Annotated in this window: 19 protein-coding genes and 1 pseudogene; 12 read left to right on the forward strand and 8 right to left on the reverse strand. The window is 70.6% G+C overall.

Annotation, left to right across the window (positions count from 1 at the left end; all coding sequences use genetic code 11):
* The first annotated feature begins 141 nt into the window (after window positions 1–141).
* Window positions 142–915 carry a DedA family protein gene (locus GA0070612_RS15815; RefSeq protein WP_088988588.1) on the forward strand — a complete coding sequence of 258 codons (774 nt, stop codon included), beginning with the start codon at window positions 142–144 and terminating at the stop codon, window positions 913–915.
* A gap of 69 nt (window positions 916–984) precedes the next feature.
* On the opposite strand, the gene GA0070612_RS15820 is transcribed toward GA0070612_RS15815, so the two are convergent.
* The 3 genes from GA0070612_RS15820 to GA0070612_RS15830 all read right to left on the reverse strand — a co-directional run bounded on the left by GA0070612_RS15820 (window position 985) and on the right by GA0070612_RS15830 (window position 3827).
* The gene (locus tag GA0070612_RS15820; protein ID WP_088988540.1) at window positions 985–1641 is read right to left on the reverse strand and encodes a C39 family peptidase; all 657 of its coding nucleotides are present in this window, start codon (window positions 1639–1641) and stop codon (window positions 985–987) included.
* Between the two features lie 465 nt (window positions 1642–2106).
* Window positions 2107–2910: an ABC transporter permease subunit gene (locus GA0070612_RS15825; RefSeq protein WP_088988589.1), complete on the reverse strand. Its 804-nt coding sequence runs from the start codon at window positions 2908–2910 to the stop codon at window positions 2107–2109.
* Window positions 2907–3827, reverse strand: coding sequence for an ATP-binding cassette domain-containing protein (locus tag GA0070612_RS15830; protein WP_088988590.1), 921 nt, complete (start codon window positions 3825–3827; stop codon window positions 2907–2909). Before GA0070612_RS15830 ends, GA0070612_RS15825 begins: the two co-directional genes overlap by 4 nt.
* 158 nt (window positions 3828–3985) lie before the next feature.
* Here GA0070612_RS15830 and GA0070612_RS15835 point away from each other — a divergent pair, with 158 nt between their 5' ends.
* The gene (locus GA0070612_RS15835; protein WP_088988591.1) at window positions 3986–5278 is read left to right on the forward strand and encodes a sensor histidine kinase; all 1293 of its coding nucleotides are present in this window, start codon (window positions 3986–3988) and stop codon (window positions 5276–5278) included.
* A complete protein-coding gene (locus GA0070612_RS15840; RefSeq protein ID WP_088988592.1) occupies window positions 5269–5907 on the forward strand; it encodes a response regulator in 639 nt (212 codons plus the stop codon). The genes GA0070612_RS15835 and GA0070612_RS15840 overlap by 10 nt, the downstream gene beginning before the upstream one ends.
* Before the next feature lie 74 nt (window positions 5908–5981).
* Here the strand turns inward: GA0070612_RS15840 and GA0070612_RS15845 are convergent, their stop codons facing one another.
* Window positions 5982–6170 (reverse strand): hypothetical protein, encoded by a 189-nt coding sequence (locus GA0070612_RS15845; RefSeq protein ID WP_088988593.1) that lies wholly within the window; start codon window positions 6168–6170, stop codon window positions 5982–5984.
* Window positions 6171–6189: 19 nt separating this feature from the next.
* Here GA0070612_RS15845 and GA0070612_RS15850 point away from each other — a divergent pair, with 19 nt between their 5' ends.
* The 5 genes and pseudogenes from GA0070612_RS15850 to pulA form a co-directional block, all read left to right on the forward strand.
* Window positions 6190–6993, forward strand: coding sequence for a hypothetical protein (locus tag GA0070612_RS15850; RefSeq protein WP_088988594.1), 804 nt, complete (start codon window positions 6190–6192; stop codon window positions 6991–6993).
* Between the two features lie 37 nt (window positions 6994–7030).
* Window positions 7031–7420: a hypothetical protein gene (locus GA0070612_RS15855; RefSeq protein WP_088991536.1), complete on the forward strand. Its 390-nt coding sequence runs from the start codon at window positions 7031–7033 to the stop codon at window positions 7418–7420.
* A 192-nt stretch (window positions 7421–7612) separates the two neighbouring features.
* Entirely contained in the window at window positions 7613–8236 is a 624-nt protein-coding gene (locus tag GA0070612_RS31460; RefSeq protein ID WP_157742486.1) for a hypothetical protein, read from the forward strand.
* 79 nt (window positions 8237–8315) lie between these two features.
* On the forward strand, window positions 8316–9008 hold the full coding sequence (locus GA0070612_RS15870) for a cellulose binding domain-containing protein (protein ID WP_231924576.1): 693 nt from the start codon (window positions 8316–8318) through the stop codon (window positions 9006–9008).
* Window positions 9009–9176: 168 nt separating this feature from the next.
* Window positions 9177–11761 (forward strand): annotated as a pseudogene (pulA, locus tag GA0070612_RS15875) (pullulanase-type alpha-1,6-glucosidase); the annotation flags it as partial.
* Between the two features lie 164 nt (window positions 11762–11925).
* On the opposite strand, the gene GA0070612_RS15880 reads toward pulA, so the two are convergent.
* The 3 genes from GA0070612_RS15880 to GA0070612_RS15895 all read right to left on the reverse strand — a co-directional run bounded on the left by GA0070612_RS15880 (window position 11926) and on the right by GA0070612_RS15895 (window position 17421).
* Window positions 11926–13275 (reverse strand): hypothetical protein, encoded by a 1350-nt coding sequence (locus GA0070612_RS15880; RefSeq protein WP_088988598.1) that lies wholly within the window; start codon window positions 13273–13275, stop codon window positions 11926–11928.
* Window positions 13276–13732: 457 nt separating this feature from the next.
* Window positions 13733–15016: a right-handed parallel beta-helix repeat-containing protein gene (locus GA0070612_RS15885; protein ID WP_167393633.1), complete on the reverse strand. Its 1284-nt coding sequence runs from the start codon at window positions 15014–15016 to the stop codon at window positions 13733–13735.
* 923 nt (window positions 15017–15939) lie between these two features.
* On the reverse strand, window positions 15940–17421 hold the full coding sequence (locus tag GA0070612_RS15895; RefSeq protein WP_088988601.1) for an aminopeptidase P family protein: 1482 nt from the start codon (window positions 17419–17421) through the stop codon (window positions 15940–15942).
* 132 nt (window positions 17422–17553) lie between these two features.
* On the opposite strand from GA0070612_RS15895, the gene asnB reads away from it, so the two are divergent.
* Window positions 17554–19515, forward strand: a complete 1962-nt coding sequence (asnB, locus tag GA0070612_RS15900; protein WP_088991537.1) for an asparagine synthase (glutamine-hydrolyzing) — start codon at window positions 17554–17556, stop codon at window positions 19513–19515.
* 110 nt (window positions 19516–19625) lie between these two features.
* Here the strand turns inward: asnB and GA0070612_RS15905 are convergent, their stop codons facing one another.
* Window positions 19626–20711 (reverse strand): lytic polysaccharide monooxygenase auxiliary activity family 9 protein, encoded by a 1086-nt coding sequence (locus GA0070612_RS15905; RefSeq protein ID WP_231924577.1) that lies wholly within the window; start codon window positions 20709–20711, stop codon window positions 19626–19628.
* 351 nt (window positions 20712–21062) lie between these two features.
* Between GA0070612_RS15905 and GA0070612_RS15910 the strand changes: the two genes are divergently transcribed.
* From GA0070612_RS15910 to GA0070612_RS15920, 3 genes are all read left to right on the forward strand, one after another.
* Window positions 21063–22214, forward strand: coding sequence for an XdhC family protein (locus tag GA0070612_RS15910; protein ID WP_088988603.1), 1152 nt, complete (start codon window positions 21063–21065; stop codon window positions 22212–22214).
* A gap of 112 nt (window positions 22215–22326) precedes the next feature.
* The gene (locus GA0070612_RS15915) at window positions 22327–23259 is read left to right on the forward strand and encodes a PfkB family carbohydrate kinase (RefSeq protein WP_088988604.1); all 933 of its coding nucleotides are present in this window, start codon (window positions 22327–22329) and stop codon (window positions 23257–23259) included.
* A gap of 100 nt (window positions 23260–23359) precedes the next feature.
* Complete coding sequence (locus GA0070612_RS15920) at window positions 23360–25186, forward strand: alpha-galactosidase (protein ID WP_088988605.1); 1827 nt, start codon at window positions 23360–23362, stop codon at window positions 25184–25186.
* Window positions 25187–25191 lie beyond the last annotated feature (5 nt).

Here is a 25191-nt window from a genome sequence, read left to right on the forward strand (position 1 = left end):
TGCAACCCGGCCGCCCGCCCCCGCCCCGCCATCACCCCTAGCCTCCTAGGACGGATAGGGGGTGTGCGGCCCGCCGCGGGTGACGCCTGCTGAACAGGTCGCCCGGGTAGGGTTCGAGGCCGGCCGGCGAAGGGGGCAACCGTGTTCGATGTCCAGCACTGGCTCGTGGCGTTGCCGCCGATCGCGGTCTACCTGCTGGTCGGCGGCGTGATCGGTGTGGAGAGCATGGGCGTCCCACTGCCCGGCGAGATCGTCCTGGTCAGCTCCGCCCTGCTCGCCGCCACCGGAGTGGTGGAACCCGAATGGGTGGCCAGCGCCGCAGCATTCGGCGCGATCGTCGGGGACTCCATCGGGTACGCGGTCGGCCGGCGCGGCGGTCGTCCGCTGCTCGCCCGGCTGGGCAGACGGTTCCCCAAGCACCTGGGCCCCGCACAGCTCGCCCGCGCCGAGCAGAGCTTCGCCCGGTTCGGCGTCTGGGCCGTCTTCTTCGGCAGGTTCGTGGCACTCCTGCGGATCCTGGCCGGGCCGCTCGCCGGAGCGCTACACGTGCCGTACCGCCGCTTTCTGGTGGCGAACGCGGCCGGCGGCCTGGTCTGGGCCTTCGGCACGACGTACCTGCTGTACTCGGTCGGTCGCGCGGCCGAACACTGGTTGAAGGACATCTCCTGGGCCGGGCTGGTCCTCGCGGTGCTCGCCGGGCTGGGCAGCACCTGGTGGCTGCGCCGACGCGCGCACCGCGTCACGTCGGCCGAGGACGCCTCTGGTCTGGTCGCGGCCACGGTGGCTCAGTCGACCGCGGTGGGCGGTCAGTCGCTTACCGTCCCCGGCGGTCAGTCGGCCGCTGCGGTCGCCGGCGGTCAGTCGGCCGTTACGGACTCCGACGACGGTCCGGTCCGGGCGGGCAACGAGCACTGATCGCTGGACATGGTGAAGGGCCGGGCCCCGTGGTGGGGTCCGGCCCTTCGGTGTGCGTGTGCGTGTGGGTCAGTTGGTGGCGTAGCCGCGGGTGGCGATCCAGTCGGCGAGGTGCTCGACGGTGACGTGGTAGGAGGCCTGGTTGGGGTCGGCGGAGTCGGCGATGGTGACGGTGTTGCCGTTGTCGTGGTAGCCGACGACGCTGATGTAGTGCCCGCCCTCGTAGGAGTGGCTCACCCCGTCGGTGTCGGTGGTGGTGCCGGCGATGTTCGCGACCACGGCCCGGCCGTCGTCGACGGTGCGCACGATGTCGGCGCGCAGGGTGTCGGTCTGCTTGGCGTCGGCGTCCGGGTGGGAGATCTCCACCGACCGGTAGGCGTTCGTGCCGGTCTCCTTGTTCAGCACCGGGGTGATGTCGTTGATCGAGTTCGTGCCGGCCTCGGTGGTGCCCATCTCCTTGGCCATGGCGTCCACGTTGATGTCCTTACCCTGCACACTCAACGCGTTACGGGTCGCGGCGGGCCCGCAGTAGTAGAAGTTCGGCTGGGCTTCGTAGCGCACACCCAACTCCCGCTCACCGCTCTTGCGGTCGGTCTGGGTCTGCGTCGCGGGCTTGCTGGTGTTCGGGGCGGCGAAGGCGGTGGTGACGGGTCCGGCGATCGCGCCGCCGGTGAAGGCGAGGCCGGCGGCGGTCAGGGCGGTCTTCCGAATCAGATCGGTACGCATGATGGCGTGCTCCTCTGCTTCACTCTGCGGGGGATACCGCACGACACACGGGCGACGGCCATGCGGGAAAGCTCACCTGCCCGGCGACCCGGCGGGGCCGGCATCGGGAGACGGTGCAACCAGGTGGGGCAGCGGATCATTCCGCCGGGCTCCACGGCCCGTGCTGCTCGGCGGTGCGGGGGGTGTAACCCGGGCTGCCGGGCCGGTGTTCCCGGCTGCTGCCGCTCACCGCGACCCGGCGTCGCGGCCGTGCCAGGTATAACGACCCCGCCCGGCCCCCGATTCCGCCACCCGGGTGACCCCCACCACCCGACAAACCTCGCACACCGGACAGCCCTCACCGGTCGACGGCGGCGCACCCGCCGTGATCCACTCGGGATCGGCGATATCGCGGTATCCGAGCGCCGGGGATACCCCGACTTCATGGAAACCGAGTGGATCATGCCGGTCTGCGCCGTTCGCGGCTCAAACGTCTCGGCGGCGCAGTTGCCATGCGGCGAGCCCGAGCACGATCACGGTGTAGAGGCAGAACACGGCGAATCCGGTCCACGGGCCGAGGGTGAGAGGATCCTGGCGGACAGAGCTGACGGCTGTGCCAGCCGGTGTCGGCAGATACCGGTACGCCGCGTCGGACGCTGACTCCGGCAGCAGCCCGAGCACGAGCTGTGGCGCGAACAGCAGCCCGAACAGAGCCGAGATCCCGCCGGCGGTGTTGCGCAGCAGCGCACCCAGACCGAGGCCGAGCAGGCCCACTACGGTCAGGAACAGCGCGCTGCCGAGCACCGCCCGCACCACGCCGGGCTCGCCCAGGCCGATCTTCAGGTCCTCGGCGGACAGGATCGACTGGCCGGCGAGGAATGACGCCAGCACGGCCGGTACGGAGATCACAAGGGTGGTGAGCCCGAACGCGATCACTTTGCCCCACAACATCGGCAGGCGACCGGGCACCGCCGCCAGGCTCACCCTGATCGATGCGGTCGCGTACTCGCCGGTGATGAACAGCACGCCCAGGGCGCCGATCGCGAACTGCGCCAGTTGCACACCGGAGAGGCTGACCGCGACAGCGTCGAACGCGGCCGGATCCGCGGGCGGCCGGGCGACGCGCAACGTGGTGTACGCCAGCCCGACGCCGACCACGAGCACGACAGTGGCCAGCAGGCACCAGATCGTGGACGGCAGGGAGCGCAGCTTGATCCATTCGGATCGGATCACGCGCACCTGAGTGATGCGCTGCTCGCCGACGTACGCGGGAAAGGTGACGGTGGTCATGGCGTCGCTCCAACGGTGTTCGCGCGGTGCTCGACCGCGTCGCGGGTGAGATCGATGAAGACTTCCTCCAGCGAGGCCTGCTGGGCGGTGAGCTCAAGCAGTGTGATGCCGGCGGCACCGGCGGCCGTACCGATCTGGTCGGTCGTCAACCCCGACACCGTCAGCGTGTTGTCCCGGTCGAACGAGACCTCGGTGTCAGGCCCGGACAAGCGGGCCGCGAGCGCGTCCGGATGGGTGGTGCGCACCCGGACCACGCTGCGGCTACCTGCCCGGACGAGCTCCGCCACACTGGTATCGGCGATCAGCCGGCCCCTGCCGATGACGACGAGGTGCTGGGCGGTGAGCGCCATTTCGCTCATCAGGTGCGATGAGACGAAAACCGTTCGGCCTTCGGCGGCGAGGCCCTGCAACAGCGCGCGCACCCAACGGATGCCGTCGGTGTCGAGCCCGTTGAGCGGCTCGTCGAGGATGACCGTGTGCGGGTCGCCCAGCATGGCCGTCGCGATGCCGAGCCGCTGCCCCATCCCGAGTGAGAACGTGCCGGCCCGCCGCCGCGCCACGCCGGCCAAGCCGACCGCCTCGATCACCTCGTCGACGCGTGAGCGGCGGATGCCGCTTGTGCGGGCCAGCGCCAACAGGTGGTGGTACGCGCTGCGGCCCGGGTGGATCGAGCGGGCCTCCAGCAGCGCGCCGACCTCACGCAGCGGCGAGGTGTGCGCCCGGTACGGCTCTCCGTTCACCAGCGCCGAACCGCTCGTCGGCGCGTCCAGCCCGAGGAGCATCCGCATCGTGGTGGACTTGCCGGCGCCGTTCGGTCCGAGGAAACCGGTCACCATCCCCGGGTTGACGGTAAAAGTCAGCCCGTCGACGGCGAGTTTGTCGCCGTACCGTTTCGTCAGCTCCCGTACCTCGATCATCGTCTTTGCTCCTCACCTCGTCCGACTGGCGTTTACGCTGCCAGCGCACGACGGCGCGGTAAGTGTGGCGGCCAGCCGGACCGCCCTGGGGTTTTCCCCACCCCTGACGGTGGGTCTGCCCGATGGTCGGCCGACGCCGGGATATCTAGCGTGAAGACATGACCTCAGCGGGAGCGGGAGCGATGCCGGACGAGCGGGCCACCGGACCGCTCGCCGTGCTGCGCCCGCTGTCGTCGGCGCGCACCTGGCAGGCGACCTTCCACGTGCTGGCGGGGATGGTCCTCGCAGCCACCACGGGCACGGTGGTATGGCTCGTGGGCGTGCTGTGGTGGGCCGCCGTGGACAGCCTCGTCGAAGGTCCGACCGGTCACCGGCTGCTCCCAGTGGTGTACGTGGTCGTCGCCGTCCTGAGCCCGCTGGCGCTGCCGGCGTGCGCGCGGTTCGTCAGCGCGCTGCAACGGGAACGGTTCCGTGCCCTCCTCGGTGTCGAGATAGCCGCGCCGAAACACGACCCTGGCACCGGCTGGCACCGGATCTACCAGCCGTGGACCCTCGGAACCACCTGGCGCCAACTCGCCTACCACCTGCTCGCCCCACTGCTGGGCGGCCTCGGCGGGGTGATCGTCGTGCTCTGCTGGTCGGCGCTCCCGCTCGCCGCCCTGTTGGCCGAGCGTGTGTCCGGGGTGGGGTACGGCCTGTGGTTCGGCGGCGCCACAGCCCTGCTGCTCGCCGCGCCGTGGGTCGCGCGCGGCATCGCCAGGGCCGACACGGCCGCGGCTCGACGCCTGCTCGGGCGCAGCCACGCCGAGGAACTTGCCGAGCGGGTCGAGTCGCTGGCGCTCAGCCGAGCCGACCTGGTCGAGGCCGCCGATACCGAACGGCGCCGGATCGAGAGGGACCTGCACGACGGTGTGCAACAGCGCCTCGTCTCCCTGGCGATGAACCTGGGCATGGCCCGCGCCGCCTTCGTCGACCAGCCGCCGGAGATTCTGGGGGTCGTCGCCGCGGCCCACGACGAGGCCACCGCCGCGCTGGCCGAACTGCGCGACTTCGTTCGCGGCCTGCATCCGGCCGTCCTCAACGACCGAGGGCTCGACGCGGCGCTCTCGGGCATCGTCGCGAGGGCGCCCCTGCCGGTGAAACTGCACGTGGACGTCGCGCCACGCTGCTCACCGAGCGTCGAAGCGATCGCGTATTTCGCCGTGTCCGAAGCGCTGACGAACGTTGCCAAACACGCGGACGCGAGCCGGGCCGAGGTCGTGGCGGAGCGCGTCGGCGACCGGTTGATCGTCACGATCACCGACGACGGCCGCGGCGGCGCGTCGGTCGACGGCGCCGGCACCGGCCTGCGCGGCCTGGCGCAGCGGGCAGCGGCGTTCGACGGCAGCCTGACCGTGGTGAGCCCGCCCAGCGGGCCCACAACCGTTACCGTTTATCTCCCATGCGAATAGTGTTAGCCGAAGACTCGGTCCTGCTGCGGGCCGGTCTCACCAAGCTGCTCACCGACGGTGGCTTCGAGGTTGTCGCCGCGGTGCCCGACGCCGACCAGCTGCTGACCGCCGTCGACACGCACCGGCCCGACGTCGTGGTGGTCGACGTGCGGATGCCCCCGACCCACACCGACGAGGGCATCCGGGCCGCGCTCGTCATCCGGCGGCAACACCCGACGATCGCTGTGTGCGTGCTCTCGCAGTACGTGGAGGAACGGTACGCCACCGATCTTCTCTCGGTCGCGACCAGCGGGGTCGGTTACCTGCTCAAAGACCGGGTGGCGCAGGTGTCGGACTTTCTCGACGCCCTGCGGCGGGTGGCCGCCGGCGGCACCGTGCTGGACCCCGAGGTTGTCGCCCAACTGCTGGTGCGTCGCAACGACCCGATGCAGCGCCTCACACCGCGCGAGCAGCACGTGCTGCGGCTCATGGCGGAGGGTCGGTCCAACACCGGCATCACTGAGGCACTGAAGGTCAGCCACAGCGCTGTCGAGAAGTACGTGGGCAACATCTTCACCAAACTCGACCTACCGCCCACCGACACGGACCACCGCCGGGTGCTGGCCGTGCTCAAGTACCTCGGCACCTAGGCCGACGTTGACCCAGCGCTCTTCTGTCTTCGACCTGCCCGGCCGCTGCGTCCATTGTCGCCAGGGACGGCTGGTCAGGCCGGGTCGGCGGGTTTTGCGGCGTCGCTGGCCTGGGCGTGCCGTTCCAGCAGTCGCTGCCGGATCTCCTCGGGGGTGTACGCGCGTCGGCGTCGTTCGGCCCGCGCGATGACCACGCCGGAGGCTGCGACGCCGGCGAGGCCGGCCAACCCGAGAACCTTCCACCACCGCATTCGTTGCGCCATCGGCCTAGGCTAGACCCTCATGAGCATCAGCCTGGATGAGGCCGTGGAGTTGACCCGCACCGGCGACGTGTGGGTGTTCCGGGGTCGCAGCGTGCCGGACCGGGCGATCCAGTTCACCACCAACAGCCCGGTCAACCACGTTGGCATGGCGGTGGTGCTGGACGACATGCCGCCGTTGATGTGGCATGCGGAGTTGGGCAGGTCGTTGCCGGACCTGTGGTCGGGTACGCACCAGCGTGGCGTCCAGTTGCACGACCTGCGGGACGCGGTCTGCGTCTGGGCCAACAGGTACGGGCAGCGGGCCTGGCTGCGGCAGCTCGATCCGCCGGCCGACGGGGAGATGGAGCGGGCGGTGCTGCGGACGATCGCCCGGTTGGACGGCACCCCGTTCCCGTCCACCGCTCAGTTGGCGTGGCGGTGGGTGCGTGGTCGGGTGCCGGCGCTGCCGCGCCCCGGCCGGCTGACCGCCCTGGCCCGTCCGATCAGGCTGCCCGCGCTGCCGCGCCCCGGCTGGCCGGCGCTGGCACCCCGGCCGATCCCCACCACCCCCGCCGACCCGAACGGCTCCGCGGGCGCCACCAGCCCTGCCAGCCAGGCCGGCCCGGCAAGCCCGGTCGGATCGGCGGGGGAGCGGGACCGGGCGCTGGAGACGGCGTACTGCGCCGAGGTCGTCGCGGTGACCTACGAGGCAATGGGTTTGCTGCCGGCGGGCCGGCGCCCCAACTGGTACGACCCGGGGCGGTTCTGGAGTGGGGACGACCTGGGTCTGGCCGCCGATGCCCGGCTGGGTTCGGAGATCGAGGTACGGGTGCCGCCTCGTTGAGGTTTGACCCGGGTGGTGACCGGCAATTGCTGTGGCCGTGAACGCCTCCACGGATCTTGACACGCTGGCCGACTTCTTCGACCGGTACGGCGTGGCGCTGACGTCCGGTGACCTGCCGGCCATCGCGGGCTGCTACGCCCTCCCGGGTCTGGTGGTGGCCGACACCTACAGTTTCTCGTTCACGTCACCGGCGGCGGTGGCGTTGTCCTTCGTGGGTGCCGCACCGGACTATCAGGACCGGGAGCTGATCGCGGCGAACGCCCGGATCGAGGATGTGCAGCCGGTGTCCGCGCTGTTGACGATGGTCGCGGTGGAGTGGGAGTTCCTGGACAGCCAGGGGCGGGCGGTGCCGGGGGAGCGGTACCGCTACCTGCTGCGGATCTCGGACGAGGGGCCGGTCATCTGCACCGTCGTCCGGACGGGCTGATCGAGCGGGACCGTCCACCAGGTCGGGCCGTTTTCCGTAGCGCGTCGGCTGCTCGGTCCGAACCGTACCCGCCCGATTCCCGAACGGGGCGGTGCTGGCTACGCTGTCGCGTCGGTGGGGACGAGGGGAGACCTGATGGCGGTGCGGCCGGATGGTGCGGCAGGGTCGCGGGCGGCTCGAATGTTGGCGTCGGTGCCGTGGATCGTGGTGCTGCTCGGTGTGTGTGCGCTGGTGGTGCTGCTGGTGGTCGCGTTGCTGTCGTTCCGGACCAGGGAGCGGGAGTCCGTACCGCAGGGTGCTCCTCCGGTTGTCGTGCCGACCGCGCCGGCAGCCGCGTCGGCGACGGGTGGGCCGACTCCGGCCGGCGTGGAGCGGCGCTCGGTGTCGCCTCGGCCGTCGCGTAGCAGTCGGACGCCGTCGCCACGGGCCACCGTGACCAGCTCTGCGACGCCGGGGCGGACGGCCGCTCCGTTGGTGTCGACGCCGTCGGCGGGGGCCACGGTCACCGCCCGCTACCAGGTCGGTTCGAACGGCTGGGACGGGGACGCGGCGGTGTTGTCGATCGCGAACGAGACGAGCCGGTCGGTGGACTGGTCGGTGGAGTTGACGTTCGACGACGACCTCTGGGCGTTGCGCCTCAGCGACGACTCGGGGATCTCGCTGCGGGGACGCGGGAACGGTGAGTTCGTGTTGCGGGGAACCCGTTCGCTGGAGCCGGGTGCTTCGCGGACGCTGCGTTTGCGGGTGGGCTGGGGTGAGTCGGCGCAACGGCCGCAGCGGTGCACCATCAACGGGGTCGACTGTCGGCTCGGTTGAGTGGACGGTGTGCGTGCCGGCGCTTCCCGGTCCGGCCGCTGATCGCTACGCTGCCCGGACGGTCCGCTGAGGGAGGTTCATGTCCGGCATGCGTCGTGCCCCGCGACTGACGCCCGGTCCGGCCGCGATCGTGTCGTCGCCCTGGGTCGTGGTGGGCGCTGGTGTGGTCGTGATGGTGGTCCTGCTCGTCATGACCCTGGGTGCGTACCGGGGGCGTAGTCCGGCGCCGGACGGGGCGTCGGCGCCGCCGGTGTTGCCGCTGCCGTCGGAGGTGACGCCGGGTCGATCCACGTCGGTGGCGTCGCCGGTCCCGGTGATGCCGGGGTTGTCCGGGCGTGCGAGCGGGTTGCCGCCGAGCGCCGTGACCGGTTCGCCGTCGCCGTCGGTCGCCCCGCCGGTCAGTCCGCCCGGTTCGCCGGTGGTGACGCGGTCGCCGACTCGTGCTCCGCAGGGGCAGCCGGCGTTCAGTGGGCGGTACCGGGTGGTGCAGAGCTTCGACGGGGGCTTCATCGGTGAGGTGACGATGGTCAACGTGTCCGCGCGGAGCCGTGGGTGGACGGCGCGGTTGGAGTTCTCCGGTGGGCGGTTCGTGACCGCCTGGGTGGAGGGTGTGCCCCAGGGGACGGTCCGGCAGTTCGACGGCGGCTTCACGTACGTCAGTGGGGTGGACGTGCGTCCCGGCGGGTCGGTGTCGTTGCGGTTCCACATGGAGCGGACGTCCAGTACACCGCGGTTGTGCACTGTCGACGGGGTGCGCTGCGGAGGCTTCTGAGTCGCGCTTGCGTGAGGATGCTGCTCCGGCGGGCCGGCGCGAGTACGTGGTGGCGGTGAACACCGTCCCACCGGTGCAGACTGTCACGGTGGACACCTGGTCGACCGCCACCGTGGGCACGCCGCCGCAGGGCGGGTCCCGGGAGTGGGCGGTGGTGCACTACCAGCGACTGTGGTGTGGCAGACCCCGCCGACCGACGGCAGGACGTGCGCGCTGGTCGTCGCCCCGGAGGGCGGCGTCGCTGTGGCCGACCGGGAGCTGACCGGGGCGTACACCAGCCTGCCGTTGCGGGCGCAGCGCAACGGGCTCACCGAGGCCCAGCGCACGCGGTTTCCGCACCTGTGGTCGTACCGCAGCTTCACGCTGGACCGCCGCGACCTGGCCGAGGTCCCGGCGGCGCTGCGGGGGCAGGTGCTGGTGACCGAGCGCGACGCGTCGGGGCCCTGCTCGCGGCGACCGGTGTGCAGATCCCCGGCGTGCTCGACGACGTGTACTCCCGGGCCACCGACGCCACCCTCGGGCCGACCTTCGCCGGACGGACGCCGAGCCTCGCGGTGTGGGCGCCGACCGCGCGGACGGTGACGGTGCAGGTGTTCGACTCGCCGACCGCCGCGCCGACGGCCGTGCCGATGCGCCGCGACGACCGCACCGGTGTCTGGTCGGCGCGCGGCGACCAGAGCTGGACGGGCAGGTACTACCGCTACCAGGTGCGGGCGTGGCAGCCGGCGGCGCAGAAGGTGGTCACCGCGTCGGTGACCGACCCGTACTCGGTGGCCCTCGCCGCGGACTCCACGCACAGCCTGCTGGTCGACCTGACCGACGCGGCGCTGGCCCCGGCGGGCTGGCGGACGCTGCGCAAACCTCCGCCGGTGCCGCCGGCGAAGGCGCAGGTCTCCGAACTGTCGGTGCGGGACTTCTCCATCGCCGACGAGACCGTGCCGGCCGAGCGGCGGGGGACGTTCCTCGCCTTCACCGACCCGGGAACCGCCGGGATGACCCACCTGAAGGCGCTCGGTGACGCCGGCGTCACCCACCTGCACCTGCTGCCGGCGTTCGACTTCGCGACGATCCCGGAGAAGCGGGCCGACCAGCGGCAGCCGGCCTGCGATCTGGCGGCGCTCCCGCCGGACTCCGCCGACCAGCAGCAGTGCGTGGCGGCGGTCGCCGAGACCGACGGCTACAACTGGGGGTACGACCCGCTGCACTACACGGTGCCCGAGGGCGGCTACGCCGTCGACCCGGTCGGCGCGGCGCGGACCACCGAGTTCCGGCGCATGGTCGCCGGGATCAACGGCGCCGGTCTGCGGGTGGTCATGGACGTGGTCTACAAGCACACGGCGGCGGCCGGCACGGACGACGCCTCGGTGCTCGACCAGGTGGTGCCCGGCTACTACCACCGGCTGGTGGACGACGGTACGGTGGCCGACTCCACCTGCTGCGCCAACACCGCCCCCGAGCACGCCATGATGGGCAGACTCGTCGTCGACTCGGTGGTCACCTGGGCGCGGCAGTACAAGGTGGACGGTTTCCGGTTCGACCTGATGGGTCACCACCCGAAGGCGAACATCCTGGCCGTACGCGACGCGCTGGACCGGCTGACCGTCGCCCGTGACGGTGTGGACGGCAGGTCGATCCTGCTCTACGGCGAGGGCTGGAACTTCGGCGAGGTCGCGGGCGACGCCCGTTTCGTGCAGGCCACCCAGGCCAACATGGCCGGCACCGGCATCGGCACCTTCAACGACCGGCTCCGCGACGCGGTGCGCGGCGGCGGACCGTTCGACAGCAACCCTCGCGCGCAGGGCTTCGCGTCCGGGCTCTACACCGACCCGAACGGCGACGATGTCAACGGGTCGCCGGCCGAGCAGAAGGCGGGCCTGCTGCGCGCCCACGACCTGATCAAGGTGGGGCTGACCGGCAACCTGCGCGACTACCGCTTCACCGACACCACCGGGCGGCAGGTCACCGGGGCGCAGGTGGACTACAACGGCTCCCCGGCCGGCTACACCGACGCGCCGGGGGAGGCCGTCACCTACGTCGACGCGCACGACAACGAGATCCTGTACGACGCGCTGGCGTACAAGCTGCCGCAGGCCACCTCGGCGGCGGACCGCTCCCGGATGCAGGTGCTGGCCCTGGGCACTGTGGTGTTGGGGCAGGGCACCGGGTTCGTCACCGCCGGCAGCGAACGGTTGCGGTCGAAGTCGCTGGACCGCAACTCGTACAACTCCGGTGACTGGTTCAACCAGATCCGGTGGGGCTGCGAACGGGGCAACGGGTTCGGCGCCGGCCTGCCGCCCGCGGCGGACAACGAGGACAAGTGGCCGTACGCGAAGCCGCTGCTGGCCGACCCGGCGCTGGTGCCCGACTGCGCGGCGATCAACACCACCGACGCCCGGTACGCCGAGCTGCTGCGTATCCGGGCGTCGTCGCCGGTGTTCGGGCTGGCCACCGCCGAGCAGGTGCAGCGGCGGGTGGCGTTTCCGCTGTCCGGGGCGCAGGAGACGCCGGGAGTGCTGACGATGACGCTGGACGCCCGCGGGCTGGGCGGGCGGTGGACGTCGGTGACCGTCGTCTTCAACGCCACCCCGGAGACGACCACGCCGACGGTGACCGGTCTGCGCGGGGCGGACGTGGCGTTGCACCCGGTGCTGGTCGACTCGGCCGACCCGGTGCTGCGTACCGCCTCGTTCGACCGGGCCGCCGGGACGTTCACCGTGCCGGCGCGCAGCGTGGCGGTGTTCGTCCAGCGGTGACACGTGAACCGGCCCCCTTCCGCTGGTGCGGAAGGGGGCCGGTTCACGTGTCGGCCGGCGGAGGTGTGCGGCGGCCCCGCCGGATCCGGTTCTTCGACCGTTCCCGACGGGGCCGCTTGTCTCTCCTTCTGTGTTGCTTACTCCCTGAGCCGGTGGTAATCCCGTCAGCCGAAGCAGTTGGGGACGGGGTTGCCGACGCAGTTGGTGGGTCGGTTGCCGACGATCACGGTGTGTGGGTCGGTGGTGACCGCTCCGGTGTTGAGGATGCCGCCTGCGCCGCCGGGTGCGGGGGCGAGGGCGGTGTTGTTGGTGATCTTTGTGGTGGTGAGGCGGAGGATCGCGGTGTTGAGGATGCCGCCGCCGTTGGTGGACTGGTTGCCGTTGACCTCGGTGTTGCGCAGTGTCACGGTGCTGTCGAGGATGGTGTTGAGGATGCCGCCGCCGCCCGCGCCGTTGCTGGTGTTGCCGACGATCTTGCTGTCCTCGACGGTGGTGGTGCTGGCGGTGGTGTTGGTCAGGCCGCCTCCGCCGCCGGCGGCGGCGTTGTTGGCCACGGTGACGTTGCGCAGGTTGGTGCGGGCGCCGGCTGCGGTGAAGATGCCGCCGCCGAACCCGACTGCGTTGTTGCCGGTGACCTGGCTGTCGTGCAGGTCGATGATGCCGCCGGTGGTGGCGATGGCGCCGCCGCCGCCGATGGCGCGGTTGCTCTTGAATTCGACCTTGTAGCCCTGGACGGTGCCGCCGAAGTTGTTGATCGCGCCGCCGGCAGCGCCCGCGCTGTTGCTGTCGAAGCGGGATTCCTTGAGCTTGAGCAGGCCGGTGTTGTTGATACCACCGCCGGCGACCACGGAGATGTTGCGGTCCACGGTGCTCTTCTCCAACTCAGTGGTCCCACGGTTGTCGATCGCGCCGCCAGCGTTGACGCCAGTGGTGGAGTTGTCGACCAGGTGGGTGTCCTTGAGGCGGGCGGTGCCGCCGGGGGCGACGAAGATCGCGCCGCCACCCTGGTTGAACAGAGTGGCCTGGCCGCCCTTGACGGTGACGTCCTCCAGTCGCAGGTCACCGCCGCCGTCGACACGGAAGATGCCGAACTGGGCGGCGGCGGCCGCCCGGACGATCGTGGACTTCTCACCCTTGATGGTGATCTGCTGGGTGATCGGCGGCAGGCCGAGACCGCTCTGGGTGGTGGTCAGGCTGTAGGTGCAGCCGGCGGCCAGCTTCAGCGTCGCGCCCTGCTCGGCGTTGGCCAGCGTGATCGCCGCGATCAACCGGTTCGGGTCACACGGCACCTCCCGCACCCGACCGTGCTCGCGACCGTCCTTGTCCCGGTCCTCCTTGCCACGGTCGTCCTTGCGATCATCCCGGCCGTGCTCCCGCTCGTACTGGTCGCCGCGGGCGTCGTCCTGCGTGACCTGCTCGGCTGACGACCACTTCAGGTGAGTGAGGCCGGCGGCCCCGGCCGAGGTGGCCACGCCGACCCCCGCGAGGCTGACCACGCCGGTCAGACCGGCCACGCCGGAAGCGAGCCACACCTTGCGAAGGCGCCTGCGCTTTGCGGTGCCCTCGCCATCGTTCTTCCGAAGGTAGTTGGACATCGGAGTTTCTGCCCTCTCCTCGTATGAAAGTCCGCTCCGCCAGGGCGAGGCGCACTTCGCTACAAATCGGTTGTAGCTCCTGAAGAACACCGTATGAGAAGCATCTTCACTATGGGGCGTTATCCGAAGAAGCCCCACATTCGGTGCAGGGGATGCCTTGCGCGCCCTGTCCGGGACTGAGAGACCTGGGTGTGGCCAGCCGGACACGGAACGCGCGGCCGCGCCGCAACGGGCCAAGAAGGCCGATAGGGCGCTTCGTCGGACTGGGGCCTGACGGTGAACGGGCCGTGGAGCTCCGCCGCGGAGCCCTGATGGTCGAGCACGCGAACAGGGGCTCCTCCCGATCGGGGGAGGAGCCCCTGTTCATCTATGTGTTTCAGCCGAAGCAGTTGGGGACGGGGTTGCCGACGCAGTTGGTGGGTCGGTTGCCGACGATCACGGTGTGTGGGTCGGTGGTGACCGCTCCGGTGTTGAGGATGCCGCCTGCGCCGCCGGGTGCGGGGGCGAGGGCGGTGTTGTTGGTGATCTTTGTGGTGGTGAGGCGGAGGATCGCGGTGTTGAGGATGCCGCCGCCGTTGGTGGACTGGTTGCCGTTGACCTCGGTGTTGCGCAGTGTCACGGTGCTGTCGAGGATGGTGTTGAGGATGCCGCCGCCGCCCGCGCCGTTGCTGGTGTTGCCGACGATCTTGCTGTCCTCGACGGTGGTGGTGCTGGCGGTGGTGTTGGTCAGGCCGCCTCCGCCGCCGGCGGCGGCGTTGTTGGCCACGGTGACGTTGCGCAGGTTGGTGCGGGCGCCGGCTGCGGTGAAGATGCCGCCGCCGAACCCGACTGCGTTGTTGCCGGTGACCTGGCTGTCGTGCAGGTCGATGATGCCGCCGGTGGTGGCGATGGCGCCGCCGCCGCCGATGGCGCGGTTGCTCTTGAATTCGACCTTGTAGCCCTGGACGGTGCCGCCGAAGTTGTTGATCGCGCCGCCGGCAGCGCCCGCGCTGTTGCTGTCGAAGCGGGATTCCTTGAGCTTGAGCAGGCCGGTGTTGTTGATACCACCGCCGGCGACCACGGAGATGTTGCGGTCCACGGTGCTCTTCTCCAACTCAGTGGTCCCACGGTTGTCGATCGCGCCGCCAGCGTTGACGCCAGTGGTGGAGTTGTCGACCAGGTGGGTGTCCTTGAGGCGGGCGGTGCCGCCGGGGGCGACGAAGATCGCGCCGCCACCCTGGTTGAACAGAGTGGCCTGGCCGCCCTTGACGGTGACGTCCTCCAGTCGCAGGTCACCGCCGCCGTCGACACGGAAGATGCCGAACTGGGCGGCGGCGGCCGCCCGGACGATCGTGGACTTCTCACCCTTGATGGTGATCTGCTGGGTGATCGGCGGCAGGCCGAGACCGCTCTGGGTGGTGGTCAGGCTGTAGGTGCAGCCGGCGGCCAGCTTCAGCGTCGCGCCCTGCTCGGCGTTGGCCAGCGTGATCGCCGCGATCAACCGGTTCGGGTCACACGGCACCTCCCGCACCCGACCGTGCTCGCGACCGTCCTTGTCCCGGTCCTCCTTGCCACGGTCGTCCTTGCGATCATCCCGGCCGTATCCGCTCCCACTGCTCCAGTCGCTGGACCACTCGTCCTCGTCCCTGCCCTCGGCGCTTTCGGGGCCGTCGTCGCCCATGCTGGCATCGCTGACGTTTTGCTTCGGAGTCGACGCCTGGGCGTCCGCCAGGCGATCCGTGCCGCCGTGCTTGTCGTCCCGAGCTGCGATGCCGCCCAGGGCCGCCAAACCGACCATGCCAGTCAACCCGGCGACGCTTGCGGCTACCCAAAGTTTCCGCCGCCCTGTTCTCGGTGGGGCCGGCGCAGCCCCGCCCTCGGTACTCGTTACGTCGTTGGACATCAGAGCCTTCCGCCCTTTCCTGCTACAGACGGGATCGCACCGCCCGAGGCGCCACGACCAGCTACAAATGGCTTGTAGCCAACTGATACCCACCGTATGAGAACCATCTTCACACTGCGGACGTATCCGAAATATCCACGCATACGGCGTAGCACGGACAGGGGCGATCAACCGCTCCGGGTCGATAGGAGAAGGGCTCTACCAGCACAAACGTCGACGGAGGGCGGGGTTGGTTCACCCCAGACGCTGCTGCGCCCACGTCGTTCACTCGGCTTGCTGACACTGCGGTGTCGGAGCGTGGGGGACAGCGCGACTTCGAGGAAAGCGAGTGGATCACCACAGTGACCCGTGGCCGGAAGGGTCTGACCGAGGGGCGCTGCCGGCGGACGCGGCCCGTAGCGGGCTGGCCCGAGGTCGATGCCGAGGCGAGAGGGCTGGTGGCGACAGCGGGTCGCATGACGACGACGTCAGGGGACGGCGGCGCGGCTGTCGCTGTCGCCGTCGCGGACGCGGACGCGGACGCGGACGTTTCAGTGTGCGGATACGACATAACGCTCGCCTCGGGAGCGTGATCCACTCGGCTTTCCTAATAACGCGGCATCCGGGTGATGCGGATAGCACGAATTCCAGAAAGCCGAGTGGATCATGGCCGAAGCTCAACCAGCCAGCCCCCGGGCGAGAGCCAGGCGGGCCAGGGCGGGTCAGCCGGGCAGGCGGGGGCCGGCCTCGCGCTGCTCGGCCAGCCAGGTCTCCACCTCGTCGGAGGTACGCGGCAACCCGGCCGAGAGGTTCGTCGCGCCGGACGCGGTGACCAGCACGTCGTCCTCGATCCGGATGCCGACGCCGCGCAGCTCGGCGGGGACCAGCTCGTCCTCGGGCTGGAAGTACAACCCGGGCTCGACGGTGAGCACATAGCCCTCGCCCAGCGCGCCGTCGCGGTACGTCTCCTTGCGGGCGTTCGAGCAGTCGTGCACGTCGATGCCGAGCATGTGGCCGAAGCCGTGCAGCGTCCACCGCCGGTAGACGGTCGACTTCTCGTCCATCGCCTCGTCGACGCTCACCGGCAGCAGACCCAGGTCGGACAGGCCCTCGGCGAGGACCCGCATGCAGGTCAGGTGGACGTCCTTGAACGTCACGCCGGGGCGGATGGCCTCGATGCCCGCCTGCTGCGAGGCGTACACGATGTCGTAGACCTGGCGTTGCAGGGCGGTGAACCGGCCGTTGACCGGGAGTACCCGGGTGACGTCGGCGGTGTAGAGGTTGCGGCCCTCGACGCCCATGTCCATCAGCAGCAGGTCACCCGGTCGGGTGGCGCCGTGGTTGTGCACCCAGTGCAGGATCGTGGCGTGTTCGCCGGCGCCGACGATGGAGCTGTACCCGACGTCGTTGCCGTCGTGACGGGCCCGCAGCGCGAAGACACCTTCCAGGAGCCGCTCGGAGACGGCGCGGTCCGCCGGGAGGATCCGGGCTACGTCCTCGAAGCCGCGCACTGTGGCGTCGATGGCGTCCTGGAGCTGGCCGATCTCCCACTCGTCCTTGACCAGCTTCATCTCCGAGATGGCGATGGCCAGCTCCCGGTCGCGGGCGGGCTGGCCCTCGGCGCGGGGCCCGTCGTACTGGCGCACGGCCGCGTCCACCTGGGCGTCGAAACCGCGCAGCACCCGGGTACGCCCCGGCGCCAGGTCGGCGAGCGTCGCCTCCAGGCCGGTGAGGTCGGCGGTGGGCAGGCCCAGCTCGGTCGACTTCTCGGCGAGGGTGTGCCGCCGGCCCACCCACAGCTCGCCGTTGCGGCTGCGGAAGAACTCGTCGGTTTGCCGGGAGGACCGGGGCCGCATGTACAGCGTCGCGTCGTGCCCTGAGCCGTTCGGGCGTAGCACCAGCACGCTGTCGGCGTCGTGGTCGCCGGTCAGGTAGGCGAAGTCGCTGCCGGGCCGGAACGGGTAGTCGGTGTCGTTGGCCCGGACCTTCTCGGTGCCGGTGGGGATGACGAGCGTCTCGCCGGGGAACGCCGCCGAGAGCGCGGCCCGCCGCTTGGCGTAGTTGGGTGTCTCCGGGCGGGGCGTCACGGGGAGCGCGGTGTCGCGCCAGCCCTGCCGCATGAAGGACAGGAACGCCTCCGGGAAGTCCGGATCGTGTGATTCCGTACCGTCCGTCGGCGTACCGTCGGTGCGTCCCTCGGTCATTGCGCCGCTCCCTCCGCTTCGTTGCTGGTCCCGACGGTACCGCGCGTCCGGTTCGCGGTGACGCCCACCGGGAGTGGGCGGATCGACGGACGGCTGCGACGGGTCGACGGGGCGCGTGGAAAGATGGCCACCATGTGCGGACTTCTGGCCTTCTTCAGCGCGAACGGTAACGCCGCCGCGCATCGCGACCACATCGCCGGAGCGTTGGAATGCCTGCACCACCGCGGCCCCGACGAGACCGGGGTCGAGGTGGTCGGCGACGCTTCCGGCCGGTACGCGGACGGCGTGTTCGCCCACAAGCGGCTGGCCATCATCGACGTCGCGTCGAGCCACGAGCCGCTGCCCTACGCGAACGGTCGTTACCTGCTCACCTTCAACGGTGAGATCTACAACTACATCGAGTTGCGCGAGGAGTTGATCAGGAACTTCGGCGCGCAGTTCGCCACCGCCGGCGACGGCGAGGTGATCGTGGCGGGCTACCACTTCTGGGGCGAGCAGGTGCTCACCCGACTGCGGGGCATGTTCGCCTTCGTCATCTGGGACCGGCAGGAGCGGCGCGCCTTCGGCGCCCGCGACTACTTCGGCATCAAGCCGATGCACTACCTGGAGACCGCCGACGGCCTCTACCTGGCCTCAGAGAAGAAGGCGCTGCTGCCGTTCGCGCACAGCAACTACCAGGGCGACGCGGGTGTCGACCCGGCCAACCTGAGCCACTACCTGACTCTGCAGTACGTCCCGGAGCCGGGCACGCTGCACAAGGGCATCAGCCGGATCGGGTCGGGGGAGTACCTGAACTGGACCCCGGGCGGGCGGATCGACGTGCGCCGGTGGTACCGGCCGGTGTTCCGGCCGGCGCCGGTCGACGACGAGCAGAAGCTGTACCACGAGATCCGGGAGACGCTGCGGGAGAGCGTGCGCATGCACATGCGCTCCGACGTGCCGGTCGGCTCGTTCCTGTCCAGCGGCATCGACTCCACGGCGGTGGTGGCGTTGGCGCGGGAGTTCAACCCGAACATCCTGACCTTCACGGTGGGCTACGACGTGCCGGGTTACTCGGAGATCGACGTCGCCCAGGAGTCGGCGCGGCACCTGGACGTCACCACGATCCCCACCAAGATCGGTCCGCAGGACATGATCGATGCGCTGCCGAAGATCGTCTGGCACCTGGACGACCCGGTGGCCGACCCGGCGCTGGTGCCGCTCTACTTCGTGGCCAAGAAGGCCGCCGAGCACGTCACGGTGGTGCTGTCCGGCGAGGGCGCGGACGAGTTCTTCGGCGGCTACACGATCTACCGGGAGCCGCTGTCGTTGGGCACCGTCAACGGTCTGCCCGGCGGGGTGCAGAAGGGCCTGCGCGCGGTCTCCAAGGCGATCCCGCAGGGGGTCAAGGGCAAGAGCTTCCTGGAGCGCGGCACGACTCCGATCGAGGAGCGTTACTACGGCAACGCGCGGATGTTCACCGAAGAGGAGAAGCGGCACCTGATGCGCCGCTACGACCCCTCGGTGCGCTACACGGACGTCACCGCCCCGATCTACGCCGAGTGCACCGAGCTGGACGACGTCACCAAGATGCAGTACGTCGACCTCTACACCTGGCTGCGCGGCGACATCCTGGTCAAGGCCGACCGGATTTCGATGTCGCACTCGCTGGAGGTGCGGGTGCCGTTCCTCGACCGTGAGGTCTTCGACGTCGCGGCGACGATCCCGGTCGACCTGAAGCTGCCGCCGCGCTCCGACGCGACGAAGTACGCCATGCGCCAGGCGTTGCAGGGGGTCGTGCCGCCGGCCATCGTCAACCGCAAGAAGCTGGGTTTCCCGACCCCGACCCGGGTCTGGCTGCGCGGCGAGATGTACGAGTGGGCCCGGCACGTGCTGAGCACGTCGGGTGCGGGTGACCTGCTCGACCTGTCGTACGCGCTGCGGCTGCTCGACGAGCACAAGCGGGAGGAGGCCGACCACTCCCGCAAGGTGTGGACGGTGCTGATCTTCTGCATCTGGCACGCGATCTTCGTGTCGAAGACGCTCGACCCGGGCATCCAGCGCAACCAGTCGGCCCTGCTGACGAAGCCGGTCGTGGGTTCCATGGTCCGCTGACCACGACTCTGCCCCTGTCAATGGCTCCATCCCTGTTGATCAAGAGGTTTGCGTCACCGGAATGACTCCGGATGACGCAAACCTCTTGATCAACTATTCACGGGAGGGGCTCAGCGAGCGGCGCAGGTCACCGCGGGGACGCCGTTGGTTCCTGTGTAGCTGCCCAGGAAGCCGAACGTCGCGGTGCCCGACGGTGCGACGGTGCCGTTGTAGTTGACGTTCGTCGCTGTCACCGACGAGCCGGACGACGTCTGGGTGGCACCCCAGATCTGGCTGATCGACTGCCCGTTGGGCCAGGTCCAGCTGGCGGTCCAGCCGGACAACGCCGAACTGCTGCTGTTCGTGATCGTGACCTCGCCCTGGAAGCCACCCTGCCAGGAGCTGGTCACCTTGTAGCTGGCCGTGCAGGCGCCACCGGCCGGCGGCGGGGTGGTCGCCGGCGGCGGGTCGGTCGGCCCGGGCGGCGGCGTGGTCGGCGACGTCGTGCCGCCCCGGATGCCGGTCACCTGTCCGTTACCACCGTCGAAGACCACGTCGGAGCAGCCGAAGAAGTTCTCCTGCGAGTCCGACCGCACCCAGCGCGAGTAGATGATGTGCTGGCCGCTCTTGCCCGACGGCAGGTTGCCACTGAAGTAGTAGTGACCGTCGTTGGTGCCGACGCCTCCGCGCTGCGGCGGGTTGGTCACCGTGAGGAACGGCTGCTCCTCCAGGTCACTCCAGGCCAGCGCCCGGTTCGGGCTCCAACTGTTCTTGGTGATGTAGAAGTAGAACGTGCCCGGGTGGTGTGCCCAGTTGCTGTACTTGAAGTCCAACCGCGCGCCGGCGGTCAGGTGGGTCAGCGGCCAGTCGGTACGCGGCAGGTCGTACCCGCGGAAGCCGGTGGCGCCACCGCTGCACAGCTGGCCGTCCGGGATGAAGCCGGTGGTCCGACCCCCGGCGTCGGAGCGGAGCACGCTGAACCAGTTGTAGAGCGAGTTCGCGCCACTCGTCGCGACGGCGGCGGAGCACGCGGGGTTGGTCGGCCGGATCTCGCCGGTCTGGCTGAGGCCGTCCTGCCAGCACAGGTAGGTGCGGCTGCCGGGCGTCATCGCCGCACCGTGCGCCTCGGCGGGCTGCGGATTGGACGCCAGGGCGACGCCGCCCAGTGCGAGTGTCACGGACGCGATGAGCAACGCGGCCGTACGGGAACGATTCACAGGTTCTCCTGACTCGCGAGGCGCGCCGCCCGCGCCGCCCCGCTGACATCGGGTGGGATGTGGCATGATCGCCCGCCTCGGTGAGCGGTGCGACGATCACGGCGACGTGCCCGGCGAAGAATCAGCCGGTGGACACGCGCCATCGTCGGTCCAGCCCTGGACCGGTGCCCTCGCGTCGAACGAACCCGGCAACCGGCGGCACGGCAGCCCTCGCACCGCCCGGTACGCGTCATCCCACCATGCCGAGCGGCTCCACCGCAATAGCCGATCCTCGATGCGTCAATTGACCCGTCGACCGCCGCTCGACGCCATATCCTGCCTGGGGGTGAGGAAGCCGAAAGGTGGCGGTCGGTGCCGGACGTGTTCGACGAGGCACACCGCCGTTGCCGCGGTGGCGAGCCGGTCGCCCTCGCCACCGTCGTGGCCACCTGGCGGTCCGCGCCGCAGCCGCCCGGCGCGACCATGCTCGTCGCGGCCGACGGCACGGTCACCGGCAGTGTCTCCGGCGGCTGCGTCGAGGCGGACCTCTACGAACGGGCCCGCCGTGTGCTGGACACCGGCGTACCCGAGCTGACCAGGTACGGAATCAGCGACGACGACGCGTACACCGTGGGCCTGACCTGTGGTGGTGTCCTCGACGTGTTCGTGGAGCGCGTCGACGCCGACGCCCTGGCCGGGCTGGACGCGATCGCCGCCGCCCGCCGAGACGGCCGACCGGCGGCGGTGGTCACCTGCGTGGCGGCGGACGCCGGTGACCCGCCGGGTCCGGTGCCGGTCGACCCGGCCGGGCGGCTGGGTCGGCGGCTCGTGCTGACCGGCCGGCAGCCGACCGGCTCGCTCGGCGACGACCGCCTCGACGCCGCCGCCAGCGCCGACGCTCTCGGGCTGCTCGCCGCCGGACACAGTGGAATGCTCCGGTACGGGTACCACGGGCAGCGCCGCGGCTGCGGCGTGAGCCTCTTCGTGACGGCGTACGCCACACCGCCCCGGATGATCGTCTTCGGGGCCATCGACTTCGCCGCCGCGGTGGCCCGGATCGGCGCGTTCCTCGGCTACCGGGTCACCGTCTGCGACGCCCGGCCGGTCTTCACCACCGCGCGACGCTTCCCCGAGGCGGACGAGGTGGTGGTGCAGTGGCCGCACCGCTACCTGCGTACGGAGGTGGACGCCGGTCGGGTCGACGAGCGGACGGTGGTGTGCGTCCTCACCCACGACCCGAGGTTCGACGTGCCGTTGCTGGAGGTGGCGCTGCGCCACCCGCTGGCGTACGTCGGCGCGATGGGCTCGCGACGCACCCACGACGAACGGCTCAAGCTGCTACGCGAGGCGGGGGTCGGCGCGGCGCAGCTCGCCCGGCTCGCCTCCCCGATCGGGCTGGACCTCGGTGGGCGTACCCCGGAGGAGACCGCGGTGAGTGTGGCCGCGCAGATCGTCGCGGCCCGCTGGGGCGGCACGGGTCGGCCGCTGGTGGCGCTCGACGGGCCGATCCACCAGCCGGGGTAGCGGTTGCGCGGCTTCGGTGCCTGCCGGACGGCCCGCTGTGCCAGCCTGGTGCCACGGCGATCGGTTCGGCGTACGTGGGTCGGTGGCGGGTGGCGAGGACGAGAGGACCGGCATGGGATACGCGGTGGTGCTCGGCGAGGCGCTGGTCGACCTGCTCGACAGCGAGCGCGACGGTGAGCGGGTCTACCGGCAGGCGATCGGCGGTGGGCCACTCAACGTGGCCGTCGGTGTGGCGCGCCTCGGCGGCGCGGCGCAGTTTGTCGGCTCGCTCGGCGACGACGTGCTGGGTGGTCGGATCCGCGCCTTCCTGAGCGCTGTGGACGTCGGAGTGGCCGGTGCGGTCACGGTGCCGGCGCCGACCACGCTCGCGGTGGTCACGTACGCCGGACCGGAACCGGACTTCCGCTTCTACGGCGAGCCGGCCTCCTACGGGCTGCTCGGCCCCGACGACCTGGATCTCGCGTTGCTGGAGGGCGCGGACGTGCTCTACTGCGGCTCGATCGTGCTCCTGCAACCCGGCGCGCTCGCCGCCGCCCGACGCGCCTGGTCGCTCGCCACGGGTCTGCGGGTCTTCGACCCGAACGTGCGCCCCCGGCTGTTGGACGGGCCGACCGCGCTGGAGGGGCTGCGCGAGGTGGTGGCCGAGTTCGCCGCCGGCGCGCACCTGGTCAAGCTGAGCGCCGCCGACGCCGGGCTGCTCTACCCGGGTGAACCGGTCGAGGGGGTCGCGGCGTACCTGCGCGAGCTGGGTGCCTCCACGGTGGTGCTGACGCTCGGCGCGGCCGGTGCGGTGCTGGCTGCCGCCGACGCCGACCCGGTCCGGGTGCCGGCCCCGACTGTCGAGGCGATCGACGCCACCGGCGCGGGTGACTCGGTGATGGCCGCGTTGATCGCCGATCTGCTCGTCGCCGGGGAGCCGGTCACCCCGGACGGGTGGGTGGAGCGGGTCGGGTTCGCGCTGCGGGTCGCCGGCCTGGTCTGTGAGTCACCGGGTGGCGCCACCGCCATGCCCACGCGTGCCGACGTGGAGCGCCGCTTCGGCTGAGTCCTCAGCGGGAGCGCGCCGTCTTGACGCCTCCTTCATGTGAGCGTTAACATCGAGGCCTTGCGATGGAAACATCCCTGCGCTCTCGCCGGAGGCTTCGATGTCACCAGTCCTGGTACCTCCGTCGTTCCGCCCCGTCGCGGCCCTGCTGATCATGCTGCTCGTGGCCGTGGGAGGCATCTTCGTCAGCCCGCCCGAACGGGCGCTCGCCTGGGACAACGACGTGGCCGACACCCCACCGATGGGCTGGAACAGCTACGACTCGTTCAACTGGAGGGTCACCGAGGCCGACGTCCGGGCCAACGCCGACTACATGGCCACCAACCTGCGGCAGTTCGGCTGGCAGTACGTGGTGATCGACTGGGCGTGGTACTACCCCGGTCAACACAACAACAGCCCCAACCAGGACGCCAACCTGCAACCCCGGCTCCGGATGGACGCCAACGGGCGGCTGCTACCGGACACCACCCGGTTCCCCTCCGCCGCCGGTGACAACGGGTTCAAGCCCCTCGCCGACTACGTCCACGCGCAGGGGCTGAAGTTCGGCGTCCACCTGATGCGCGGCATCCCCCGCCAGGCCGTCGCCGACAACGTCCCGATCCTCGGCACGAACTGCCGCGCCAACCAGATCAACAACAGCACCACGGCGAACTGGCTCAACCTGATGTGGGGCCTCAACATGTCCAACCCCTGCGCCCAGAGCTACCTGGACTCGGTGTTCCAGCTGCTGGCGTCCTGGGGGGTCGACTTCGTGAAGGTGGACGACATCGCCGCGCCGACGTACCGGCAGTCGGAGGTCGAGGGGTACCGCACCGCCATCCAGCGCAGCGGCCGGCCGATGGTGCTGAGCCTGTCGCCCGGCGCGACCCCGCTGGCCAGCGGGCCACACGTGCAGAACAACGCGCACATGTGGCGCATCGTCAACGACCTGTGGGACAACTGGTCGTCGGTGGACGCCCTCTTCGACCAACTCCGCAACTGGACCCCGTACCGCGCCACCGGCGCCTGGCCCGACCCGGACATGATCCCGATCGGTCGGCTCTCCAAGTACGGACCGGTCGGATCGCCGCGCTACTCCAACCTGACGGCGGACGAACAACGCACCCTGATGTCGCTGTGGGTGATCAACCGGGCGCCGTTGATGTGGGGCGGCAACCTGGTCGAGAACCGCGCCTCCGAGTTGGCGTTGATGACCAACGCGGCGGTGCTGGCCGTCGACCAGAACAGCACGAACAACCGTCAACTCACCGGCGGTACCCGGCAGGTGTGGACCGCCGACGTGCCCGGCAGCGACCACCGGTACGTCGCCCTCTTCAACCGGGAGAGCAGCGCGGCCCCCGTGTCGGTCAACCTGGCCGACCTGGGCATCGGATCCGCCGGCGCGACAGACCTCTGGTCCGGTGCGGCCCTCGGCACGACGAGTGGCACCTTCACCCGCACGCTTCCGGCCCACGGCGCCGGGCTCTACCGGCTCGCGCCGGAGACCACGGTGCCGGTGCCGACCACGTCCACCCTCACGGCACGGCACAGCGGCAAACTGCTGGACGTGTCGAACAACGCGACCACCGACGGCGCCGACGTGGTCCAGTGGGCCGCGAACGGCCAGGCCAACCAGCGGTGGCGGTTCCAGGACGTGGGCGGCGGCTACCAGACGGTGGTCAGCGTGCACAGCGGCAAGTGCCTCGACGTGTACGGCGGCGCGGGCGCCACCGCCGACGGGGTCCGGGTGACCCAGTGGACCTGCAACGGCGGCACCAACCAACAGTGGCGCGTGCAGGACCTCGGCACGGGCTACGTGCAGCTCGTCGCCCGACACAGCGGCAAGTGCCTGGACGTCCTCAACGCCGCCACCACCGACGGTGCCCGCGTCGTGCAGTGGACGTGCGGCACCGGCAACCAGCAGCAGTGGCGGCGTACCTCGGCATAGGCAGG

Origin of the sequence: Micromonospora chokoriensis, assembly GCF_900091505.1 — a bacterium.
Taxonomy (GTDB): Bacteria; Actinomycetota; Actinomycetes; order Mycobacteriales; family Micromonosporaceae; genus Micromonospora; species Micromonospora chokoriensis.